General features: G+C 53.9%; 16 protein-coding genes and 1 rRNA gene (1 of these 17 only partly in view). 9 read left to right on the top strand and 8 right to left on the bottom strand.

The window, feature by feature from the left end:
* Nucleotides 1–174: 174 nt before the first annotated feature.
* The 7 genes from rsmG to rpmH all read right to left on the bottom strand — a co-directional run bounded on the left by rsmG (nt 175) and on the right by rpmH (nt 6,873).
* Entirely contained in the window at nt 175–897 is a 723-nt protein-coding gene (gene rsmG / locus OCY70_RS24555) for a 16S rRNA (guanine(527)-N(7))-methyltransferase RsmG (protein ID WP_213429964.1), read from the bottom strand.
* 55 nt (nt 898–952) lie between these two features.
* Complete coding sequence (gene mnmG / locus OCY70_RS24550) at nt 953–2,860, bottom strand: tRNA uridine-5-carboxymethylaminomethyl(34) synthesis enzyme MnmG (protein ID WP_213429963.1); 1,908 nt, start codon at nt 2,858–2,860, stop codon at nt 953–955.
* A gap of 37 nt (nt 2,861–2,897) precedes the next feature.
* Nucleotides 2,898–4,274 (bottom strand): tRNA uridine-5-carboxymethylaminomethyl(34) synthesis GTPase MnmE, encoded by a 1,377-nt coding sequence (gene mnmE, locus OCY70_RS24545; protein WP_261945056.1) that lies wholly within the window; start codon nt 4,272–4,274, stop codon nt 2,898–2,900.
* Between the two features lie 166 nt (nt 4,275–4,440).
* Nucleotides 4,441–5,193, bottom strand: coding sequence for an RNA-binding cell elongation regulator Jag/EloR (jag, locus tag OCY70_RS24540; RefSeq protein WP_213429961.1), 753 nt, complete (start codon nt 5,191–5,193; stop codon nt 4,441–4,443).
* Nucleotides 5,190–5,963: a YidC/Oxa1 family membrane protein insertase gene (locus OCY70_RS24535; protein WP_213429960.1), complete on the bottom strand. Its 774-nt coding sequence runs from the start codon at nt 5,961–5,963 to the stop codon at nt 5,190–5,192. The genes jag and OCY70_RS24535 overlap by 4 nt, the downstream gene beginning before the upstream one ends.
* A gap of 94 nt (nt 5,964–6,057) precedes the next feature.
* The gene (gene rnpA, locus OCY70_RS24530; protein ID WP_213429959.1) at nt 6,058–6,399 is read right to left on the bottom strand and encodes a ribonuclease P protein component; all 342 of its coding nucleotides are present in this window, start codon (nt 6,397–6,399) and stop codon (nt 6,058–6,060) included.
* Between the two features lie 339 nt (nt 6,400–6,738).
* A complete protein-coding gene (rpmH, locus tag OCY70_RS24525) occupies nt 6,739–6,873 on the bottom strand; it encodes a 50S ribosomal protein L34 (RefSeq protein ID WP_006678660.1) in 135 nt (44 codons plus the stop codon).
* Between the two features lie 798 nt (nt 6,874–7,671).
* Between rpmH and dnaA the strand changes: the two genes are divergently transcribed.
* The 6 genes from dnaA (at nt 7,672) to gyrB (ending at nt 14,065) form a co-directional block, all read left to right on the top strand.
* Entirely contained in the window at nt 7,672–9,027 is a 1,356-nt protein-coding gene (gene dnaA, locus OCY70_RS24520) for a chromosomal replication initiator protein DnaA (RefSeq protein ID WP_213429972.1), read from the top strand.
* Between the two features lie 202 nt (nt 9,028–9,229).
* Nucleotides 9,230–10,372: a DNA polymerase III subunit beta gene (gene dnaN, locus OCY70_RS24515; RefSeq protein WP_213429958.1), complete on the top strand. Its 1,143-nt coding sequence runs from the start codon at nt 9,230–9,232 to the stop codon at nt 10,370–10,372.
* A 56-nt stretch (nt 10,373–10,428) separates the two neighbouring features.
* The gene (gene yaaA / locus OCY70_RS24510; RefSeq protein ID WP_283776832.1) at nt 10,429–10,653 is read left to right on the top strand and encodes a S4 domain-containing protein YaaA; all 225 of its coding nucleotides are present in this window, start codon (nt 10,429–10,431) and stop codon (nt 10,651–10,653) included.
* Between the two features lie 3 nt (nt 10,654–10,656).
* Nucleotides 10,657–11,769 carry a DNA replication/repair protein RecF gene (gene recF, locus OCY70_RS24505; RefSeq protein WP_261945055.1) on the top strand — a complete coding sequence of 371 codons (1,113 nt, stop codon included), beginning with the start codon at nt 10,657–10,659 and terminating at the stop codon, nt 11,767–11,769.
* Nucleotides 11,770–11,782: 13 nt separating this feature from the next.
* A complete protein-coding gene (gene remB / locus OCY70_RS24500; RefSeq protein WP_006678665.1) occupies nt 11,783–12,028 on the top strand; it encodes an extracellular matrix regulator RemB in 246 nt (81 codons plus the stop codon).
* Nucleotides 12,029–12,154: 126 nt separating this feature from the next.
* Nucleotides 12,155–14,065 carry a DNA topoisomerase (ATP-hydrolyzing) subunit B gene (gyrB, locus tag OCY70_RS24495; RefSeq protein ID WP_213429956.1) on the top strand — a complete coding sequence of 637 codons (1,911 nt, stop codon included), beginning with the start codon at nt 12,155–12,157 and terminating at the stop codon, nt 14,063–14,065.
* A gap of 108 nt (nt 14,066–14,173) precedes the next feature.
* Here gyrB and OCY70_RS24490 read toward each other — a convergent pair whose 3' ends face one another.
* A complete protein-coding gene (locus OCY70_RS24490) occupies nt 14,174–14,953 on the bottom strand; it encodes a YheC/YheD family protein (RefSeq protein WP_213429955.1) in 780 nt (259 codons plus the stop codon).
* A 373-nt stretch (nt 14,954–15,326) separates the two neighbouring features.
* Here OCY70_RS24490 and gyrA point away from each other — a divergent pair, with 373 nt between their 5' ends.
* The 3 genes from gyrA to OCY70_RS24475 form a co-directional block, all read left to right on the top strand.
* Nucleotides 15,327–17,864, top strand: a complete 2,538-nt coding sequence (gyrA, locus tag OCY70_RS24485; protein ID WP_213429954.1) for a DNA gyrase subunit A — start codon at nt 15,327–15,329, stop codon at nt 17,862–17,864.
* Nucleotides 17,865–18,044: 180 nt separating this feature from the next.
* Nucleotides 18,045–19,193, top strand: coding sequence for an HD-GYP domain-containing protein (locus tag OCY70_RS24480; RefSeq protein WP_213429953.1), 1,149 nt, complete (start codon nt 18,045–18,047; stop codon nt 19,191–19,193).
* A 382-nt stretch (nt 19,194–19,575) separates the two neighbouring features.
* Nucleotides 19,576–19,656, top strand: a 16S ribosomal RNA gene (locus tag OCY70_RS24475); it runs 1,470 nt beyond the window's last position.

The following is a 19,656-nucleotide window of genomic DNA, read 5'->3' as shown; positions in this document are numbered from 1 at the left end:
GCATTTTCATGCGCGTACCATCTTGCTCCATGCGTAGACCATCTAGCTTCACGCAGGGACCAGCTTGCCCTAACCTGTCCTGCCTTCCCCCGCCCCGCCTATCATAAGAAAAAGACTGTCGACAGGACTTTGTCGACAGTCTGATGAGCCAGCACAAACACCGGTTCCTTTCCTTTATTGTATCGGCGCCTTCAACGGCATGCCCGGCTTGCGCGGGTATGCTTTTGGCGTCGGTCCTTTTTTGGCAATCAAAATGATATGGCGTTCCGATTGCTCCACCGGCAGGGTGAGCTTGTGATCCCCCAGGAAGGAGCCTTGCAGCACCTGCAGGCTCTTCCCCGCCTCGACGATCTCCTCGGCCGGATTCGTCCCCTTCATCGCCGCGAACAGGCCGCCCGTCTTCACGAACGGAAGGCAGAATTCGTTCAGCACATTGAGGCGGGCGACGGCGCGAGCCGTGACGAGATCGAACCGATCCCGGTATTGCGGCTTGCGCGCCGCCTCCTCCGCCCGGCCATGAAGGCATTCCACCCCGGTCAGGCCCAGCTCTTGCACCAGATGATTCAAGAACTGAATCCGCTTGTTCAGCGAGTCCACAATCGTCAGTTGGACATGCGGGAACAGAATATGAAGCGGAATGCCCGGGAACCCTGCCCCCGAGCCGATATCGGCCATCGTGACGACATCCTCCATGTTGACGTGGGCCGCCAGCAGCAGCGAATCATAGAAATGCTTCTCATATACTTTATCCCGCTCGGTAATCCCGGTCAGGTTCATCTTCTCGTTCCATTCGACTAAGATATGGTAGTATTGTTCGAACTGCTCCCGCTGCCGTTCCGTGAGCGTCCATCCGTGCCCGGCCAGCCAGCCGGCAAACTGTTCTTGTACGGCATCCATAAGTTTGATCTCTCCGTCCCTCATATGAAATCCCGCCCTCGGCGAGCAGAGCAGGCTAGCCGTTGCGGACTTCCTCCTGCTTCGCCGCCGTCACGCGGTTGTAGTGTTCGATATAGACAAGCAGGATGGAAATATCCGCCGGCGTCACCCCGGAGATCCGGGACGCCTGACCGATGGAGATCGGCCGCACCTTTTCCAGGCGCTGCTTCGCCTCGGAAGCAATGCCCTGCACATCCTGATAATCGATATCGGCAGGAATCAGCTTCTTCTCCATCTTCTGCAGCTTCTCCACATGCAGAAGCTGCTTCTCGATATAGCCGGCATACTTAATTTGAATTTCGACCTGCTCCTTCATCTCGTCATCCAGCTCATACGGAGATGGGAACAGCTTTTCGACTTGAGCGTAGGCCACTTCAGGACGACGCAGCAGCGTAATGGCGTCGCAGCCGTTCACCAGCGGGGCCGATCCCGCTTCGGCGAGCATCGCCTGCACCGCTTCATCCGGCTTCACCTTCGTCTCGCGCAGCCGTTCCATCTCCCGCTCGACGAGCTCCATCTTGCGTTGAAATGCCGCATAGCGCTCTTCGCTAATCAAGCCGATCTCATGGCCGATAGGCGTCAGGCGAATGTCCGCATTGTCATGGCGGAGCAGCAGACGGTATTCGGCCCGGGACGTCAGCAGACGGTAAGGCTCCATCGTCCCCTTGGTCACGAGATCGTCAATCAAGACGCCGATATAGCCTTGCGAACGGTCCAGAATGACCGGCGGCTTGCCCTGGATTTTGCGCGCCGCATTAATCCCGGCCATAATGCCCTGCGCGGCCGCTTCTTCATACCCGGACGTTCCGTTGATTTGCCCGGCCGTGTACAGGTTCTCGACCAGCTTGGTCTCCAGCGTCGGCCATAGCTGCGTCGGCACGACCGCATCGTATTCGATGGCATAGCCGGTGCGCATCATTTCCGCTTTTTCCAATCCGGGAACCGAGCGGATCATCTTCAGTTGAACGTCCTCCGGCAAGCTTGTAGACAGCCCTTGAACGTAATACTCCGCCGTATTTTTGCCCTCCGGCTCCAGGAAAATCTGATGCTTCGGCTTGTCGGCGAAGCGGACGATTTTATCCTCGATCGACGGACAATAACGGGGTCCGGTCCCCTCGATGACGCCGGAGAACATCGGTGCCCGGTGCAGGTTCTCGTTAATAATCCGGTGCGTCTCCTCCGACGTATAGGTCAGCCAGCACGGAAGCTGTTCATTATCCGATGACTTCGTCTCATAGGAGAAGAACTTCGGGTTCTCGTCCCCCGGCTGAATCTCCGTCTTCGAGAAATCGATGAACTGCTTATTGATGCGGGGCGGGGTGCCGGTCTTGAAGCGCACCATCTCGAAGCCCAGCTTGCGCAAGCTCTCCGACAGCTTGACCGAAGGCTGCTGATTGTTCGGCCCGCTCTCGTACATCAGCTCGCCGATAATAATTTTCCCGCGCAAATACGTCCCGGTCGTCAGCACGACCGCCTTCGCCGTATAGCGGGCGCCGGATTTCGTCTCGACGCCGACGCATTTGCCGTCCTCCACGAGCAGCTCCTCCACCATGCCCTGGCGAAGGGTCAGATTCGGCGTCGATTCCACCGTTTCCTTCATCGCCTGCTGGTACAGCACCTTATCCGCCTGCGCGCGCAGCGCGTGCACCGCCGGTCCTTTGCCTGTATTCAGCATGCGCATTTGAATGAAGGTTTTGTCGATATTGCGGCCCATCTCGCCGCCCAAGGCGTCGATCTCGCGCACGACATGGCCCTTGGCCGGCCCGCCGATCGACGGGTTGCACGGCATGAAGGCCACCATATCCAGATTAATCGTCAACAGCAGCGTATTGCAGCCCATCCGGGCCGTCGCCAGGGCCGACTCGCAGCCGGCGTGTCCGGCGCCGATGACGATCACATCATACTGTCCTGCATCGAATGGCATCGTATCCCTCCTCTGTTCCCATCTTCGTCCCGCCTCCTTATTTGCCGAGGCAGAATTGAGAAAATATTTGATCAATCAGCGAATCGCCCACGGCATCGCCGATAATTTCACCTAACTGCTCCCAGGCCGACCGCACATCGATCTGAATCATATCGATCGGAATGCCTTGGCGGGAAGCGTCTATCGCGTCATCAAGCGCCTGGAGCGCCTTCTTCAGCAGCGCAATATGGCGCACGTTGCTCACATACGTCAAATCTCCGGATTCGATGCCTCCGCTGAAGAACAGGGCCGATATCGCCTGCTCCAAGGCGTCCACGCCCTCCTGCTCCTTCGCTGACATGCGGACAATGGCGTCTGCGCCAAACGTAGCTTCCAGTTCGCTTATATCGATATGTTGAGGCAGATCCATTTTATTCACAATCACAATGACTTGTCTACCCACAAATTCCTTCATCCATTCCCGCTCATCCTCATGCAGCGGCTCGTTGTTATTCACAACGAACAGGATCAGATCCGCCTCCAGCAGGGCGCTGCGGGAACGTTCCACGCCGAGGCGCTCGACGATGTCCGTCGTCTCCCGGATACCGGCCGTATCCAGCAAGCGAAGCGGAATGCCGTTAATGGTGACGAATTCCTCGATCACGTCGCGTGTCGTGCCCGGAATATCCGTGACAATCGCCTTGTTGTCGCGGGCCAGCGTATTGAGCAGCGAGGACTTCCCTACATTCGGGCGCCCTACAATCGCCGTTACGATGCCCTCTCTTAATATTTTCCCCTCGGACGCCGTCTTTAACAGCTCTTCAATCTCTTTTTTGACTTGGCCGCATTTCTCCTGAATGAACGCGCTCGTCAGTTCTTCCACGTCATGCTCCGGATAATCGATATTGACCTCGATGTGGGCCAGCGTCTCGATCAGCGTATGGCGCAGCGCATTGATTTTCTTCGACAGATAGCCCTGCACCTGCTTCATCGCCACCGAGAAAGCCCGATCCGACTTCGAGCGAATCAGGTCAATGACCGCCTCCGCCTGCGACAAGTCAATGCGTCCATTCAGGAAAGCCCGCTTCGTGAACTCCCCTGGCTCCGCAGGCCGAATCTCCTGCTCCAGCAGCAAATCCATGACCTTGCGGATCGAGATCATCCCTCCGTGCGTATTGATCTCGACAACATCCTCCGTCGTGAACGAGCGCGGCGCCCGCATCACGTTCACCAGCACCTCCTCGACCCGCTCCCCGGTCTTCGGATCGACGATATGGCCGTAATGAATCGTATGCGTCTCCGCCTCGGTCAGCTTCACCTTGGAGCGGAACAGCTTCTCCACTTCCTTGAGCGCGCCTTCCCCGCTCACCCGAATCACCGCGATTCCGCCCTCGCCCAACGGCGTCGAGACGGCTGCAATCGTATCATACATCATCTGCACTCCCTCCTGTCTTCGCGCATGCTTCTATCCTGTACGTATACCGGACATTGAATTTTGTTAAAAAAAAGCAATGATTACCCCCGGCATAGGCGCAATCATTGCGTTTCGTGCTTGAATTCCACGTCTATTAATAGTGAATATTCCAATAATACCATGCGGATTATTTCACGGAAATAACGATGCGCCGATTCGGCTCCTCGCCCTTGCTGTAGGTCTTCACTTTCGGATGATCCTGCAGCTTGGCATGAATGATCTTCCGCTCTTGCGGCGTCATCGGCTCCAGCACGACATCCTGGTGGTTGCGAACCGCCTTGTTCGCCAACCGGTCAGCCAGCGCTTCCAGCGTCTTCTTCCGTCGCTCGCGAAACTGCTCTGCATCAAGAATAATTCGAAGGTGGTGCTTAGAATAACGGTTAGCGACCAGACTCGTCAAATATTGCAACGAGTCCAACGTCTGGCCCCGGCGCCCGATAATGAGCCCGAGATCAGGTCCGCTAATGTCGAACGTAACGGTATCCTTGCGCTTATGCACGGACACGTCCACTTCCAATCCCATCGCGCGGGCGGCGTCGATAATGAACCGCTTCGCCTCCTCGATTGGATCGGGGCCTTGCTGCGCAGCCTCTTCCTCGGCTGCGGCTTCGACGGCCGATATCGCGGCCTCTTCCGCCGGCTCCGCCTTCACTTCCGCGGCAGGGGCAGGAGTCGTCTCCGGCGCCGGTGCAGGCGCCTCCGGCTTCTCAAGCAGCGTAAGCTCCACGGTAGCCGGGCGCACCCCAATCAATCCGAACAATCCGCGCGAGGGCTTCTCCAATACGCGGACGGTGACGCGATCCTCCGTCACCTTCCATTGTGCCAATCCGTTTTTTATTGCATCTTCGATAGTTTTTCCCGATACAATCAGCGTGTTCATTTCGCCGGACTGACCTCCTTATCATTGTTACGATAAAGGAAAAAGTTCTGCACAATCGTGAACAGGTTGCTATATACCCAATACAGCGGCAGCGCCGCCGGGAAGTTAATCGACATGACAAAAATCAAGATTGGGAACACGTACAGCATGAACTGCATCGGATTCGGCCCTTTTTGCTGCGCGCTCATCATCTTCGTCTGAATGAACGAGGTCAAGGCAGCGATGATCGGAAGCACGTAGTACGGGTCGGTTTGTCCCAATTTGAGCCATAAAAACGTGTGCTCGCGAATTTCCGAGTTCAAATAAATCGAGTTGTACAAGGCGATAAATACCGGCATCTGAACAATCATCGGCAAGCAGCCGGCCAGAGGGTTGACATTATGCTGCTGGAACAGCTTCATCGTCTCTTCTTGCTGCTTTTGCGGATTGTCGCCATACTTCTTCTTAATCTCGGCAAGCTTCGGCTGCAGCTTCTGCATCTCCTTCGAGCTGCGCATCTGCTTCACGGTAAGCGGTAAAATAAGAGACCGGACAATAATCGTAAGCAGCAAAATGGCGATGCCGTATTCTCCCTGGAACCAGCCTGCAAACGTATCCAGAGCTAACGAAAAATAATAAACGACGTTGCGCTCCCAGAAGTTCCCTTGCAGCAGGTCCTCTGTCATCAATGTCGTGGTCGATGTCGTACATCCGGTCAGTACGACCAGCAACAGCACGGATACCGCCACGAAGAGCCATTTACGATTATGCAACAACTTCTTCAGCGACAATAGCAAAAACTCCTCTCTTGAACCATCCGATTCCAAAGTAAATATATCATATTTCAAACGCTAAAGGAAACGGTCCAAGCCGCTCTAATCTTGCCTATTGCTTGAACACGGATCCCTTGCGCATCACATGCTGCACGCTCTTCATCAATTGATCGTAATTCATCTCTGTCGCGCCTTTGCGGACGATGAAAATCAAATCGACATGATCGATAATCCGATCGGCCTCCCGTCTCACAATCTCCTTAATCATTCGCCGCATGCGGTTGCGCATGACCGCATTGCCGATCTTCTTGCTGGCGGAGACGCCTACGCGGAACCGCTCCACCTGCGGACGATGGAAAACATATAAGACCAGCTGATGATTGGCGAAGGAACGGCCGTATCGGTATACCCGGGAAAAATCGGATCGGTCCCGCAACCGGTACTTTTTCTGCACGTGCTTACTCCTGCCCTTCTTACGAAGCCGGCCATAATCTCTGCCGGCATTCCATTAACCAAGTATGTGCTTCCGCCAGGCGGAATAAACGCGCCCCGGCCGCAGCCGGAGCAGCATAGGAATCGGAAGCAAGCAAAAACGGCCATGATGCCCCCTTGCCGCCAGCCGGCCGTATCTGTCAGGACATTCATGGCTTCTTCTATACTGCTTGCAGACCGCCAGCCTTCTTGACCCTCATATCGGATTGAACAGACTCTCTATTATAAATAGATGCGATTGAATCGCAGCGGTCCCCTTTAAGAAAAAAAGACCACCGTGGTGGTCTTGCATTCACGCGTCTTATGCGCTCAGTACTTTTCTGCCTTTTTGACGACGAGCAGCAATAACCTTACGGCCGTTTTTCGTGCTCATTCTTTTACGGAAACCGTGAACTTTTTTGCGTTTGCTCACATTTGGCTTAAATGTTGGTTTCAACGTAGCGCACCTCCTCGAATGAGATATGTCATGGGAGTCCCATTGATTGCGTCAGTTCACACTTTCGCACAAAATTCCTTTTTACATTTAAACAGAATACCTCTTAAAAGTCAATGATCACGTTTGGCCCCCTCCTTCCTCTTTCTTCTGCCCCATAATAGGAAGTCCGTCTCCGGAACTTATCCGCAGCCCCGAATCGCGCTTCCGCCGCCACGAAGTTATTCACATGTGCAAAACCGTTGAGAAATCGACAGATTTCCATGACGACTTGTGCACAACTATTTATGCACAATGTCCGCCCTTGTCGAATGGCAAACAAGTTATAAACAATATCTAGTGGTGTATATAATTTTTGTACACAAGTTATTGAATTTGTGGATAATTATCGCGGTATCATTGAAAAACAAGGCTTCTTCTGCTATGATTATATTGCTTTTCGGTTGTGAATAACCGTTGTGGATATTTATTTATCAACAACCTGTGGATAAAGTTGTGAACAACTCGAATATAACGTTTATATCCGGTTCGGCATCTTCTTGATATTGTGGACAATATAGGATTCGAATCGCTATATCCCGACATCATGCCCGTTCGCTTCGCGACAACGCGCAAGCCGAACGCCGTCATAACATGTCAGCATAGACCCCGACAATGCGCCCTTCTTTTATAAGGGCTTTCTGTGCCTTGGAGAGCCCTTATCGCGTCTTGTCGGGGCCCTTGTCCTTTTCAAGGAACGGCGAAGCACGCCGGTTATCGCGTCAATGACGACGCAGAAGGTTTGAAGGAGTGAAACGATCTGTGGAGCGCCAAGCGAATGAACATTGGCAGGAAATATTGTCCGTCATCCAGACCAAGCTTAGCAAACCAAGCTTCGACACCTGGTTCAAAGCCACTCAAGCGGTCAAGTTTACGGACACGCAGCTACTGATTACCGCACCGACCACATTTGCGGTGGAATGGCTAGAAAGCCGCTATACGAAGCTGGTTAGCTCAACTATCTTAGAAATTACGGGCAATCAGGTGGACGTCAAGTTCATCATCGAAGAGGCGGCTCATGCGGAACCGGACATTCCGCAGCCACAGAGTCCTCCGGCCCGCCCTGCCGTTCAGGATGAGCCGGCTTCGACCATGCTCAACCCCAAATATACATTCGATACGTTCGTCATCGGCTCGAACAACCGCTTCGCCCATGCCGCATCGCTCGCGGTGGCGGAAGCGCCGGCCAAAGCATACAACCCGTTGTTCCTGTACGGGGGCGTCGGTCTGGGCAAGACCCACTTGATGCATGCGATCGGCCATTACATTTTGGAGCATAATCCGGCGAGCCGCGTCGTGTATACCACTTCCGAGAAGTTCACCAATGAATTCATCAATGCGATCCGGGATAACCGGGGGGAGAGCTTCCGCAATAAATACCGGAATGTCGACATTTTGCTCGTGGACGACATTCAATTTCTCGCCGGCAAGGAATCGACGCAGGAGGAATTTTTCCATACCTTCAATGCGCTTCATAACGAAAATAAACAGATTGTCATCTCCAGCGATCGCCCGCCCAAAGAGATCGAAACGCTGGAGGAGCGGCTTCGTTCCCGGTTCGAATGGGGCTTAATCACCGATATTCAGCCCCCTGATTTGGAGACGAGAATCGCGATCTTGCGCAAAAAGGCGAAGGCGGAGAACCTCGATATCCCGAATGAAGCGATGGGCTATATCGCGAATCAGATCAACACGAACATTCGTGAGCTGGAAGGGGCGCTGACCCGGGTCGTCGCGTTCTCGACGATGACGAACCAGGATATCACGACCCATCTGGCGGCGGAAGCGCTGAAGGATATTATCCCGTCCAGCCGTCCGCGCATGATTACGATACAGGACATCCAGCAGAAGGTAGGCGAGTTCTACGGGCTGAAGATGGAGGATTTCAAGGCCCGGAAGCGGACGAAGGCCGTCGCGTTCCCGCGGCAGATCGCCATGTATCTCTCCCGCGAACTCACCGATTACTCCTTGCCCAAGATAGGGGAAGCCTTCGGCGGCCGGGACCATACGACCGTCATCCATGCGCACGAGAAAATTACCCAAAACATTCAGCACGATCAGGAATTATACAAAGTGATTCAGAACCTAATCGACAAAATCAAAAATCCGACGCTGTGAACAACATAAAAAGCCTATACACAATCTATACACATGTGGATAGGCTTTACTTTATGCGCATTCCGGATAGTTATCCACATATTCAGCGCGCCTACTATTACTATTATCTTTTAAAAGATTAATATAGATCATCATATAACAACGCAAGCGAATTCCGCTGCTCATGAATTGCAACGCACAATAGGCATTAAGGAGTGACGACATGAAAATTTCCATACTGAAAAATGAACTGAACGAAGCGATACAAAATGTATCAAAGGCGATTTCCAGCCGGACAACGATTCCGATTCTGACCGGGATTAAGATGGACGTGACTTACCAAGGCGTGACCTTGACGGCCAGCGATACCGATATTTCGATTCAGTGCTTCATTCCGGTGGAGGATGACCGCCAGACGATTGTCCAGGTAGACAAGCCGGGCAGCGTCGTGCTGCCGGCCAAGTTTTTTGTCGAGATTATCAAGAAGCTCCCGTCCCAAGACATCGAGATCGAAGTCAAAGATCATTTCCAGACCTTCCTCCGCTCCGGTTCGACCGACATTCAGATGGTTGGCCTCGATCCGGAAGAATATCCGGTGCTGCCAAGCATCGAGGAGAATCAGGTTATTCGCGTGAACGGCGATTTGCTGAAGACGATGATCAAGCAGACGGTCTTTGCTATTTCCACCAACGAGACGACGCCGATCCTGACTGGCGTACTGTGGAATTTGCAGGAAGGGAGCCTCAAGTTCGTCGCTACGGACCGCCATCGGCTGGCGAGCCGCATCGCCGATATTGAAGCCGAAGAGGAGATCCGCTTCAACAATGTCGTCATTTCCGGCAAGACGCTCAATGAATTGAGCAAAATCATTCCTGATCAAAACACGATTGTCGACATCGTCGTGGCCGACAACCAGGTCTTGTTCAAGATCGACCACGTTCTGTTTTATTCGCGTATTTTGGACGGCACTTATCCGGATACTTCCAAGATTATTCCGCAGCAGTATAAAACAGAACTGGTTTTGGATACAAAAAAATTGACGGATGCGATCGACCGGGCCTATTTGCTGTCCCGCGAGGAGAAGACGAACATTGTCCGCCTGCAGACCAAGGAAGACGGCACGATCGAGATTTCGTCGAGTTCCTCGGAGCTGGGACGGGTCACCGAGCAGCTGGATGTCAAGGAATTCAACGGGGAGCCGCTGCGCATCGCGTTCAACTCTAAATATATGCTCGACGTGCTGAAGGTCGTCGAATGCGAGCATATTTTCATCGGATTTACGGGCGCCATGAGTCCGATTATCATTAAACCAACGGAGAAGGTGAACAGCCTTCATCTCATTCTGCCATACCGGACGACCAATTAACCGGAGGCAAGGCAGGGGAGCGCAGCCGCACTGAGGCTGCCAAGGAGGATACGATCATGAACGAGATTACGATTCATACGGAATATATTACGCTCGGGCAATTCCTGAAGCTGGCGGACTGCGCTTCGACCGGGGGACATGCCAAGGTGATCCTGGCCGAGAATCAGGTCAAGGTCAATGGAGAGCCGGAATCCCGCCGAGGACGTAAGCTGTATGCGGGGGATACCGTGAACGTGGAAGGCTGCGGCGCTTTCCGCGTCGCTGCCGCGCAGGAGGCATAGCCGGTGTTCGTCAAATCCGTGGCGCTGAAGCAGTACCGCAATTATGAGGGCTTGGAGCTGGATACGAACAACCGGGTCAACATCTTCGTCGGCAATAATGCCCAGGGCAAGACCAATTTGCTGGAAGCCATCTTCGTGCTTGCCCTGACCAAGTCGCATCGCACCTCGAAGGACAAGGAGCTGATCGGCTGGGAAGCGGAGCAGGCCTCGCTCAAGGCGCTCGTGGAGCGGAAGTATGGCCAGGTCCAGCTCGATCTGAGCATTTCCAAGCAGGGGAAGAAGGCGAAGCTGAACGGGCTGGAGCAGAAAAAGCTGAGCGGCTTCATCGGGGCGCTCAATGTCGTGATGTTCGCGCCGGAGGATTTGGAGATCGTCAAGGGCTCTCCAGGGATTCGCCGGCGCTTCCTTGATATGGAGATCGGCCAGGTTCAGCCGAGCTATTTGTACCATTTGCAGCAGTATCAGAAGGTCCTGATTCAGCGCAATAACTTGTTGAAGCAGATGTGGACCAAGCCCGGCGCCCAGCCGGATGCGATACTCGAGATTTTTAACGAACAGCTTGCGGTTAATGGTGTTAAAGTTGTAAGGAAAAGGAAACAATATTTACTAAAGCTGCAAGGTTGGGCCGAGCAGATTCATGCAGGCATCACCAACGGGCAGGAAGCGCTTCAGATCGAGTATGTGCCTTCCTTCGCGGCAGCGGAAGAAGATGACGCTGTTTTATTTGAACAATTTATGTTAAAGTTAACACAAATGAAAGACCAGGAGGTGCGGCGCGGCATAACGCTTGTCGGGCCGCATCGGGACGATCTCGCCTTTTTCATTAACGGCAAAGAAGTGCAAACGTACGGCTCGCAAGGTCAGCAGCGAACAACGGCCTTGTCCTTGAAGCTGGCCGAGATTGAGCTGATGCATGAAGAAATCGGTGAATATCCCGTGCTGCTGCTGGACGATGTGTTGTCCGAGCTCGATTCGCACCGCCAGACGCAGCTCATTGAGACTTTTCAGATCAAGGTTCAGACGTTCATCACGACGACGGGGATCGAGGGCATCAACATTGGCCGGCTTCAGGATGCAAATATGTTCCACGTGGAAAATGGGCAAGTCATGCGTTAAGGGGGAAGTCCGATTGTATATTCACCTGGGTGGAGAAAAGGTCATTCGTTCCTCGGAACTGGTTGCGATCTTCGATGTGTCCATTGAGAAATCATCGAAGCTGTCCAAGCAGTTCGTGGCGAATGCCCATAAGGTCAAAAACGTGGAGGCGATAGGCGAGGAGGAAGCCAAGTCGATCGTCGTCACGAAAGGAAAAGTTTACTTTTCGCCCATTTCATCTACTACGCTGAAGAAGCGGGCGCGTCATTACAACGAATAGGCATACGACACTTTCGCTTGCCGGACCGATCTGGCGCCGCAGAGCGCCGGAAATGCCTGCAAGCCGCATCGTACGTATAGCGGATGAACCAGCGGCGGAACTGAAAAATAAGAAGTAGGTGAGGGCATGTCATTGAATCAAAACACTTATGATGAGAGCCAGATTCAGGTCTTGGAAGGCCTGGAAGCGGTTCGTAAGCGGCCAGGGATGTATATTGGTTCCACTAGCGTCAGAGGGCTTCATCATTTGGTATGGGAAGTGGTCGACAACAGTATTGACGAGGCGTTGGCCGGTTACTGTACGAAGATTCAAGTGATCGTGCATGAAGATAACAGTATCACGGTCATTGATAACGGGCGCGGTATTCCGGTCGGTATCGAGCAGAAGATGCAGCGTCCGGCCGTAGAGGTCGTCATGACGGTGCTTCACGCCGGCGGGAAATTCGGCGGCGAAGGCTACAAAGTGTCTGGAGGTCTGCACGGCGTAGGGGTGTCCGTCGTCAATGCGTTGTCGGAGAGTCTTATCGTTACGGTCAAACGTGACGGCCATATCCATCAGCAGGAGTACCGCCGCGGCGTGCCGCAGTATGATCTGAAAGTGCTCGGTGATACCGATGAGACAGGAACGACGATTCGCTTCAAGCCGGATCCCGAAATCTTCACGGACACGCTCGTCTATGATCATGAGACGCTGGTCTCCCGTATCCGCGAGCTGGCGTTCTTGAATAAAGGCATTGAAATGGTGCTCACCGACGAGCGGAACAACCAGACGGAGACATTCAAATATGACGGCGGGATTATCGAATTCGTCGAATATTTGAACCGCAACCGGGAAAAAATGCATGAGCCGCCGATCTATGTTGAGGGGCAGAAGGATTATATTACATGCGAGATTGCCCTTCAGTATAACGACAGCTATTCGGAAAATATTTATTCATTCGCCAATAATATTCATACGCATGAAGGCGGGACCCATGAGTCCGGATTCAAGAGCGCATTGACGCGGATCATTAACGAATATGCGCGCAAAATGAACCTGATGAAGGATAATGTGTCCAACTTGAGTGGGGATGATGTGCGCGAAGGCTTGACGGCGATCGTGTCGGTCAAAATTCCGGAGCCGCAATTCGAAGGCCAGACGAAGACGAAGCTGGGGAACAGCGAAGTGCGCAGCATCGTCGAGTCCTTGTTCGCCGAGCGGCTGATGGAATTTATGGATGAGAACCCGGCCATCTCGCGGAAGGTCGTCGAGAAGGGATTGCAGGCGGCGCGCGCGCGGGAAGCCGCTCGCCGTGCCCGGGAATTGACCCGCCGGAAGAGCGCGCTTGAGGTCAGCTCGCTGCCGGGCAAGCTGGCGGATTGCTCATCCAAGGATGCCTCCCAGTGCGAGCTGTTCATCGTCGAGGGGGATTCTGCGGGCGGTTCGGCCAAGCAGGGCCGGGATCGCCATTTCCAAGCGATTCTGCCGCTCAAGGGGAAAATCTTGAACGTCGAAAAATCCCGTCTGGACAAAATCTTGTCCAATGCCGAAATCCGGGCGATCATTACGGCCCTCGGCACCGGGATCGGCGAGGACTTCGATCTGGAGAAGGCCCGCTATCACAAAATCATTATTATGACGGATGCCGACGTCGATGGCGCGCATATCCGGACGCTGCTTCTGACGTTCTTCTACCGCTACATGCGGAAGCTGATCGAAGCGGGCTACGTCTATATCGCGCAGCCGCCTCTTTTCAAGATCGAGCGGAACAAGGTCGTACGGTATGCGGACAGCGAGAAGATGAGAGACGAGATTATTGCCGAATTCGGCGAGGGCGCCAAAGTCAACGTGCAGCGCTACAAAGGTCTCGGCGAGATGAATGCCGAGCAGCTGTGGGAGACGACGATGGATCCCGAGAGCCGCTCCATGCTTCAAGTATCCTTCGAGGATGCGAAGATGGCGGACGAAGTGTTCGACACATTGATGGGCGATAATGTAGAGCCGCGCCGCGATTTCATTCAGCGCCACGCCAAATTTGTCAAAAATCTCGATTTTTAAGCGGCCGCATGCAAGCAAGCCCCGATTCCTGGGAGGAGCGGGGCTTTTTCGCGCCGCCCTGCCGGGGCAGGGCGAGATCTTCCCGTGTGCCCGTCACGGCGGCCACGGTTAGGAGGAGCGTTTGCGGGTGCGCAGGCGGCCGCGGAGACGGCCGTAGGCGATGCCATATTTGCGGATGAGGCGGTAATCGCACTGGCTGAAATTCATTTTCCGGAACGCGGTGATATCCGGCTTCGTATTGACCTCAAATATCCACGGATGGCGGTCTTCGTCCAGTCCGATATCCAACCCGATTTCCTTGAGGCCGGGAAAATTTTTTTCCAGCTCCGACGCCGTCTCTACGCCCAACTGCTTCAGCAGGGCGATCAGGCGAACCCGTTCTTCCTCCGTCATATTGTCTTTGAGGAGCGTATTAATATCAGCCAGCTTCCCTCCGCTATTGAAGTTGGTGACGACAATGCTGGAGCCGGCCACCTTGCCGAACACGGCCGTCGATACCCACCGGCCTTTCGGGCTCATTTGCGTGAGAACGCGAATGTCGAAATTTTTGCCTTCAAAGGTAAGAAGATGAATTCCCTTCTGAATCAAATACGGCTTGGATCCGATCCGTTTGACGAGCGCGCGGTGCAATTCTTCGAATGTGGGGTAGCGGAACACCTGCGTGCCCGCCATCAGATGATACTCCTCTTCTTCCCGGACCACCCGCATGACGCCATGGCCATGGGTACCCCGGTTCGGCTTGACGTAGACCATGGCATGCGCCTCAAGCATGCTTTCCAGATGGTTCTCGTTGAAGGGACGCGTTTCTGGAATGAACTCATTGAGCTCGGCGGAGCGCTGCAAGGCCAGCGTCTTTTTCAACTTACTGGCAACACGTCGTATGGCCATTCAACCATCCTTTCCGATGAGCCTGAGTGCGTCATCTTTTCTAGTAGTCAAGTATGGTATAATAAAGGATATGTCGTTATAGGCCGATTGGAAAAGAACAAAAGCCCATTTTGCGAAAGGAATCGTTCGGTTTTTGGTGTCATTTGGCGTAACGTTTAATTGTACATCTTTTGTGAAAGTAATATAATGAAAATAGCGTAGATATGGACTTGGTGAATAATAGGCAGCCCGGTAGGGAGGCTGCTCTTATTCATACAGGGAAACGGTTCGATCCCGAACAGGGCAATGGAGCCGTTTTCGCTTGCTAAGCAAACTCATTGCTTTTTGCCATACATTGTGGACGCTGTGAACAAGAATGATGAGGAGGTCCAGCATGGCGGAAGAAAAACAATCGCAAATTAAAGATCGCGACATCGGCATGGAGATGCGGGAATCTTTTCTCGATTACGCGATGAGCATCATTGTCAGCCGTGCGCTGCCGGATGTGCGTGACGGGATGAAGCCGGTTCACCGCCGGATATTGTATGCGATGTCCGAACTCGGCATGGCGCCGGACAAGCCATATAAGAAGTCGGCAAGAATTGTCGGGGAAGTCATCGGTAAGTATCACCCTCACGGTGATTCGGCGGTCTATGAGACGATGGTGCGCATGGCGCAGGACTTCTCTCTGCGTTATATGCTGGTCGACGGTCACGGGAACTTCGGTTCGATAGATGGGGACTTCGCGGCAGCGATGCGGTATACCGAAGCGCGTCTGTCCAAGATTGCGATGGAGCTGCTGCGTGACATTAATAAAGATACAGTAGATTTCGCCCCGAACTATGACGGGGAAGAGACGGAGCCAGTCGTCCTTCCGGCGCGGTTCCCGAACCTGCTTGTCAATGGGGTATCGGGGATTGCGGTCGGTATGGCGACCAACATTCCGCCTCATAATTTGACTGAGGTCATTGATGGCATTCAGGCGCTTATCCGCAATCCGGAGATTACGCCGCTTGAGCTGATGGACTATATCAAGGGGCCGGATTTCCCGACGGCCGGGCTGATTCTGGGCCGCGAAGGGATTCGCCAAGCCTATATGACCGGGCGCGGTTCGGTTACGATGCGGGCGAAGGCAACGATTGAAGAGCATAACGGCAAAGCCCGCATTCTCGTTCATGAGCTGCCTTATCAGGTCAATAAGGCGAAGCTGGTCGAGAAGATCGCCGAGCTGGTCCGCGAGAAGCGGGTCGAGGGCATTACGGATCTGCGCGACGAATCGGACCGCAACGGCATGCGGATCGTGATCGAGCTGCGCCGGGATGTCAATCCGAGCGTTGTGCTGAACAATCTGTACAAGCATACGGCGCTGCAGTCGAACTTCGGCATCAATATGCTGGCGCTTGTCAATCAAGAGCCTCGCGTATTGAACCTGCGCGACATGCTGTACTATTACCTGGAGCACCAGATCGACGTCATTCGCCGCCGCACCGAGTTCGACCTGAAGAAGGCGGAAGCCCGCGCTCATATTCTGGAAGGGTTGCGCGTGGCGCTTGATCACCTCGACGAAGTGATCGCGCTGATCCGCAGCTCCCGAACAGCCGATATTGCGCGCGAAGGCTTGATCAGCCGCTTCCAGCTGTCCGTCGAGCAGGCTCAGGCGATTCTCGATATGCGCCTGCAGCGCCTGACCGGTCTGGAGCGGGAGAAGATCGAAGAAGAATACGCCGAGCTGATGAAGAAGATTGCCGAATTGAAGGAAATTTTGGCAAGCGAGCAGCTGGTGTTGAATATTATTAACGACGAATTGGAAGAAGTGAAACAAAAATTTGGCGATGAGCGCCGCACGGAGATTACGATCGGCGAAGACAGCATTCTCGACGAGGATCTGATCCCGCAAGAGGATGTTATCATCACGATTACGCACAGCGGCTACATCAAGCGCCTGCCGGTTACGACGTACCGCAGCCAGAAGCGCGGCGGACGGGGCGTGGTCGGAATGGATACGAAGGATAACGACTTCGTCGAGCATCTGTTCGTCACCAATTCGCACCATTACCTGATGTTCTTCACCGACAAAGGCAAGGTGTACCGGATCAAGGCGTATGAGGTGCCTGACTTGAGCCGCACTTCACGCGGAACGCCGATTATCAACCTGATTCAGATCGAGCAGGGAGAATCGGTCAACGCCGTCATTCCGGTCAAGGAATTCGAAGCGGACAAGTTCCTGTTCTTCGCTACCCGCCACGGCATCGTGAAGAAGACGCCGCTGGATGATTACGTCAACATCCGCAAGGGCGGGCTTATCGCCATCAACCTGAGAGAAGACGATGATCTTATCGGGGTTCGCCTGACGGACGGCAAGCAGGAGATCATAATGGGGACATCGAACGGGATGTCGATCCGCTTCCCGGAAAAAGATGTCCGTTCCATGGGACGCTCCGCTACCGGCGTCAAAGGGATTACGCTCGACGATGACGACTTCGTCATCGATATGGACGTCGTCAGCGAGGACAATGATGTCCTTATCGTGTCCTCCAAAGGCTACGGCAAGCGGACGCCAATGAGCGAGTACCGCATCCAAAGCCGCGGGGGCAAAGGAATCAAGACGATTAACGTGACGGAGAAAAACGGCCCTGTCGTCGGCTTGAAGGTGGTGCAGCCGGAAGAGGATCTGATGATTATCACCTCGCTCGGCACCATTATCCGGATGAGCATGGAAGGCATTTCGCAGATGGGACGCTATGCGCAAGGGGTAAAGCTCATTAATATCCGGGAGGATGACAGCGTAGCAACCGTCAGCCGTTGCGACAAGAATGAAGAACAGGATGAGATGGGAGACCATAACGGGGCGCCGGAGGGCCAGGAGAACGGGCCTGACGGAGATTCTGCCGAAGCCGGCACAACCGGCGGCGCAGATCATCCTTCATCCTAATTTGACACGAAGGGGCGATATCTACAAGATGCGCCCCTTCTATTGTATCAGACGGTTATCACATCACGGAAATGCTTCCTGATGCAGTCATTATAATGAACCTCTCCCCGCGGCCGGTCCAGAGCGATTCGGCTGCGGCAGAGGTTTTCTTCTTATTTTACGAAGGATCAGGAGCGTGGAGTGGACAGATGGTGTTTAATTCCAGTATCTCAAGCCAAGCCGGGGGATCGGCTCGGCCAAGATGTGCGGACGATGCTCGGCGGCGTGCTGATGTACAAAGGCCGGACGCTCAGCGTTCAGGATATGGAAGTGCTGAAGGCGTTTATGGTGAAGACGGTCGCTGTCGAAGGAGAAGCGGAGGCGGAAATTGCCGAAGGGGAAACCGGCAATGCTGCGGCCGTTCCGGGCAAAGGCAGGTCCGAGGATGCGCCCGCAGAAGACAGAGTGGGGAGCGGGGCGGCCGCGAACGCGAAGCCGGCAGGCTTTGTGGAATTATGGATGCAGATGGGTCAATTGTTGAAAAATGTATTCCGTACCGCGAGCATGACGAAGCTTCCGATTCTGGAGCTGCGCCAGCAGATGGAATGGCTGTTGGCTCATGCGGATCATTATTCGCCGTTCTTCCTTCATCCCGATATCAAGGAGCTTGTTGCCGCCGAGGAAGCTGACTACTTGTATCACAAATCCATCGCGGTCGCGCTGACCTCGCATCTGCTTGGCCAATGGAGCGGGCAGCCGGTCAAGGAAGGCATGCACATTGCGCTTGCCGGCTTGCTGCATGATATCGGCAAGACCCGGGTTGATGAAGATATCGTCCACAAGCAGGGCGCTCTGACGGACAGCGAACGGGCCGAAATGAATCGGCATGCCCATTATGCTTACGAGATTTTGCGCCATACGCCAGGCTTGAACGAAGGGGTTAAGCTCGGTGTCCTCCAGCATCACGAACGGATGGACGGAAGCGGGTATCCTCTGGGGGTGTCGGGAGAGAAGATTCATCCTTACGCCAAAATCGTCGCCGTCGCGGACATGTTCCATGCGATGACGCTGAATCGGGGCTACAAGCGCGCCGCTTCTCCTTATCTCGTGCTGGAGCAGTTGAAGGAAGAATCATTCGGCAAGCTGGACCCGCAGCTCGTGTCGACGTTCATTCAAAAGGTGACGCACTTTCAGCAGGGCAGCGCCGTGCAGTTGAACGACGGCCGGGTAGGCAGGATTGTATTCACGGAAGAGCGGCATCCTACGCGCCCGTGGGTGTCGATCGATGGCCAGATCGTGCATCTGTCGGAACAGCGTCATCTGTGGATTGAGAAAGTATTGAACGGCTGATTTCCGAATCCTATAGTTACTATAGTTATGGTTCAGATAGAGTCTCTTCCGGGGAAGGGGCTCTATTCTTGTCTTGCTCGCCGGTGATGACCAAGCGCAATGGGTAAGCCGATCACGGCAGTACGGGCTAGTATGGGCTGCGCCAAGCGCGTGAATAAGGCGGCGGGAAGCGGGGAAGGATATAGCTTTAAAAAATCTTTAAATAAATTTTAAAAAACACTTGCAATCGGAATCTAGCCATGTTATATTATATAAGTCGCCGCTGAGAGACGCGGCACGGTAAGAAAGAAACGAGATTGTTCTTTGAAAACTGAACAACGAGTGATGTTTGTGCAAGAGGTCAATAGACCTCGTCAGCAATAAATGAGCAAGTCAAACTACTTTTATGGAGAGTTTGATCCTGGCTCAGGACGAACGCTGGCGGCGTGCCTAATACATGCAAGTCGAGCGGAGCGGATGGAGT

The organism is Paenibacillus melissococcoides (assembly GCA_944800085.1).
In the GTDB taxonomy this organism is placed as follows: domain Bacteria; phylum Bacillota; class Bacilli; order Paenibacillales; family Paenibacillaceae; genus Paenibacillus_B; species Paenibacillus_B melissococcoides.
Note: the sequence above shows the minus strand (reverse complement) of the source record. Positions and strands in the feature narration are given on the sequence as shown.

Excerpts from the sequence above, each read along its gene's own strand:
- mnmG (WP_213429963.1), bottom strand. The coding sequence starts at position 2,860 with ATGCCATTCGATGCAGGACAGTATGATGTGATCGTCATCGGCGCCGGA.
- rsmG (WP_213429964.1), bottom strand. The coding sequence starts at position 897 with ATGGATGCCGTACAAGAACAGTTTGCCGGCTGGCTGGCCGGGCACGGA.
- dnaN (WP_213429958.1), top strand. The coding sequence starts at position 9,230 with ATGAAAATTTCCATACTGAAAAATGAACTGAACGAAGCGATACAAAAT.
- OCY70_RS24490 (WP_213429955.1), bottom strand. The coding sequence starts at position 14,953 with ATGGCCATACGACGTGTTGCCAGTAAGTTGAAAAAGACGCTGGCCTTG.
- yaaA (WP_283776832.1), top strand. The coding sequence starts at position 10,429 with ATGAACGAGATTACGATTCATACGGAATATATTACGCTCGGGCAATTC.
- gyrB (WP_213429956.1), top strand. The coding sequence starts at position 12,155 with ATGTCATTGAATCAAAACACTTATGATGAGAGCCAGATTCAGGTCTTG.
- gyrA (WP_213429954.1), top strand. The coding sequence starts at position 15,327 with ATGGCGGAAGAAAAACAATCGCAAATTAAAGATCGCGACATCGGCATG.
- jag (WP_213429961.1), bottom strand. The coding sequence starts at position 5,193 with ATGAACACGCTGATTGTATCGGGAAAAACTATCGAAGATGCAATAAAA.
- mnmE (WP_261945056.1), bottom strand. The coding sequence starts at position 4,274 with ATGATGTATGATACGATTGCAGCCGTCTCGACGCCGTTGGGCGAGGGC.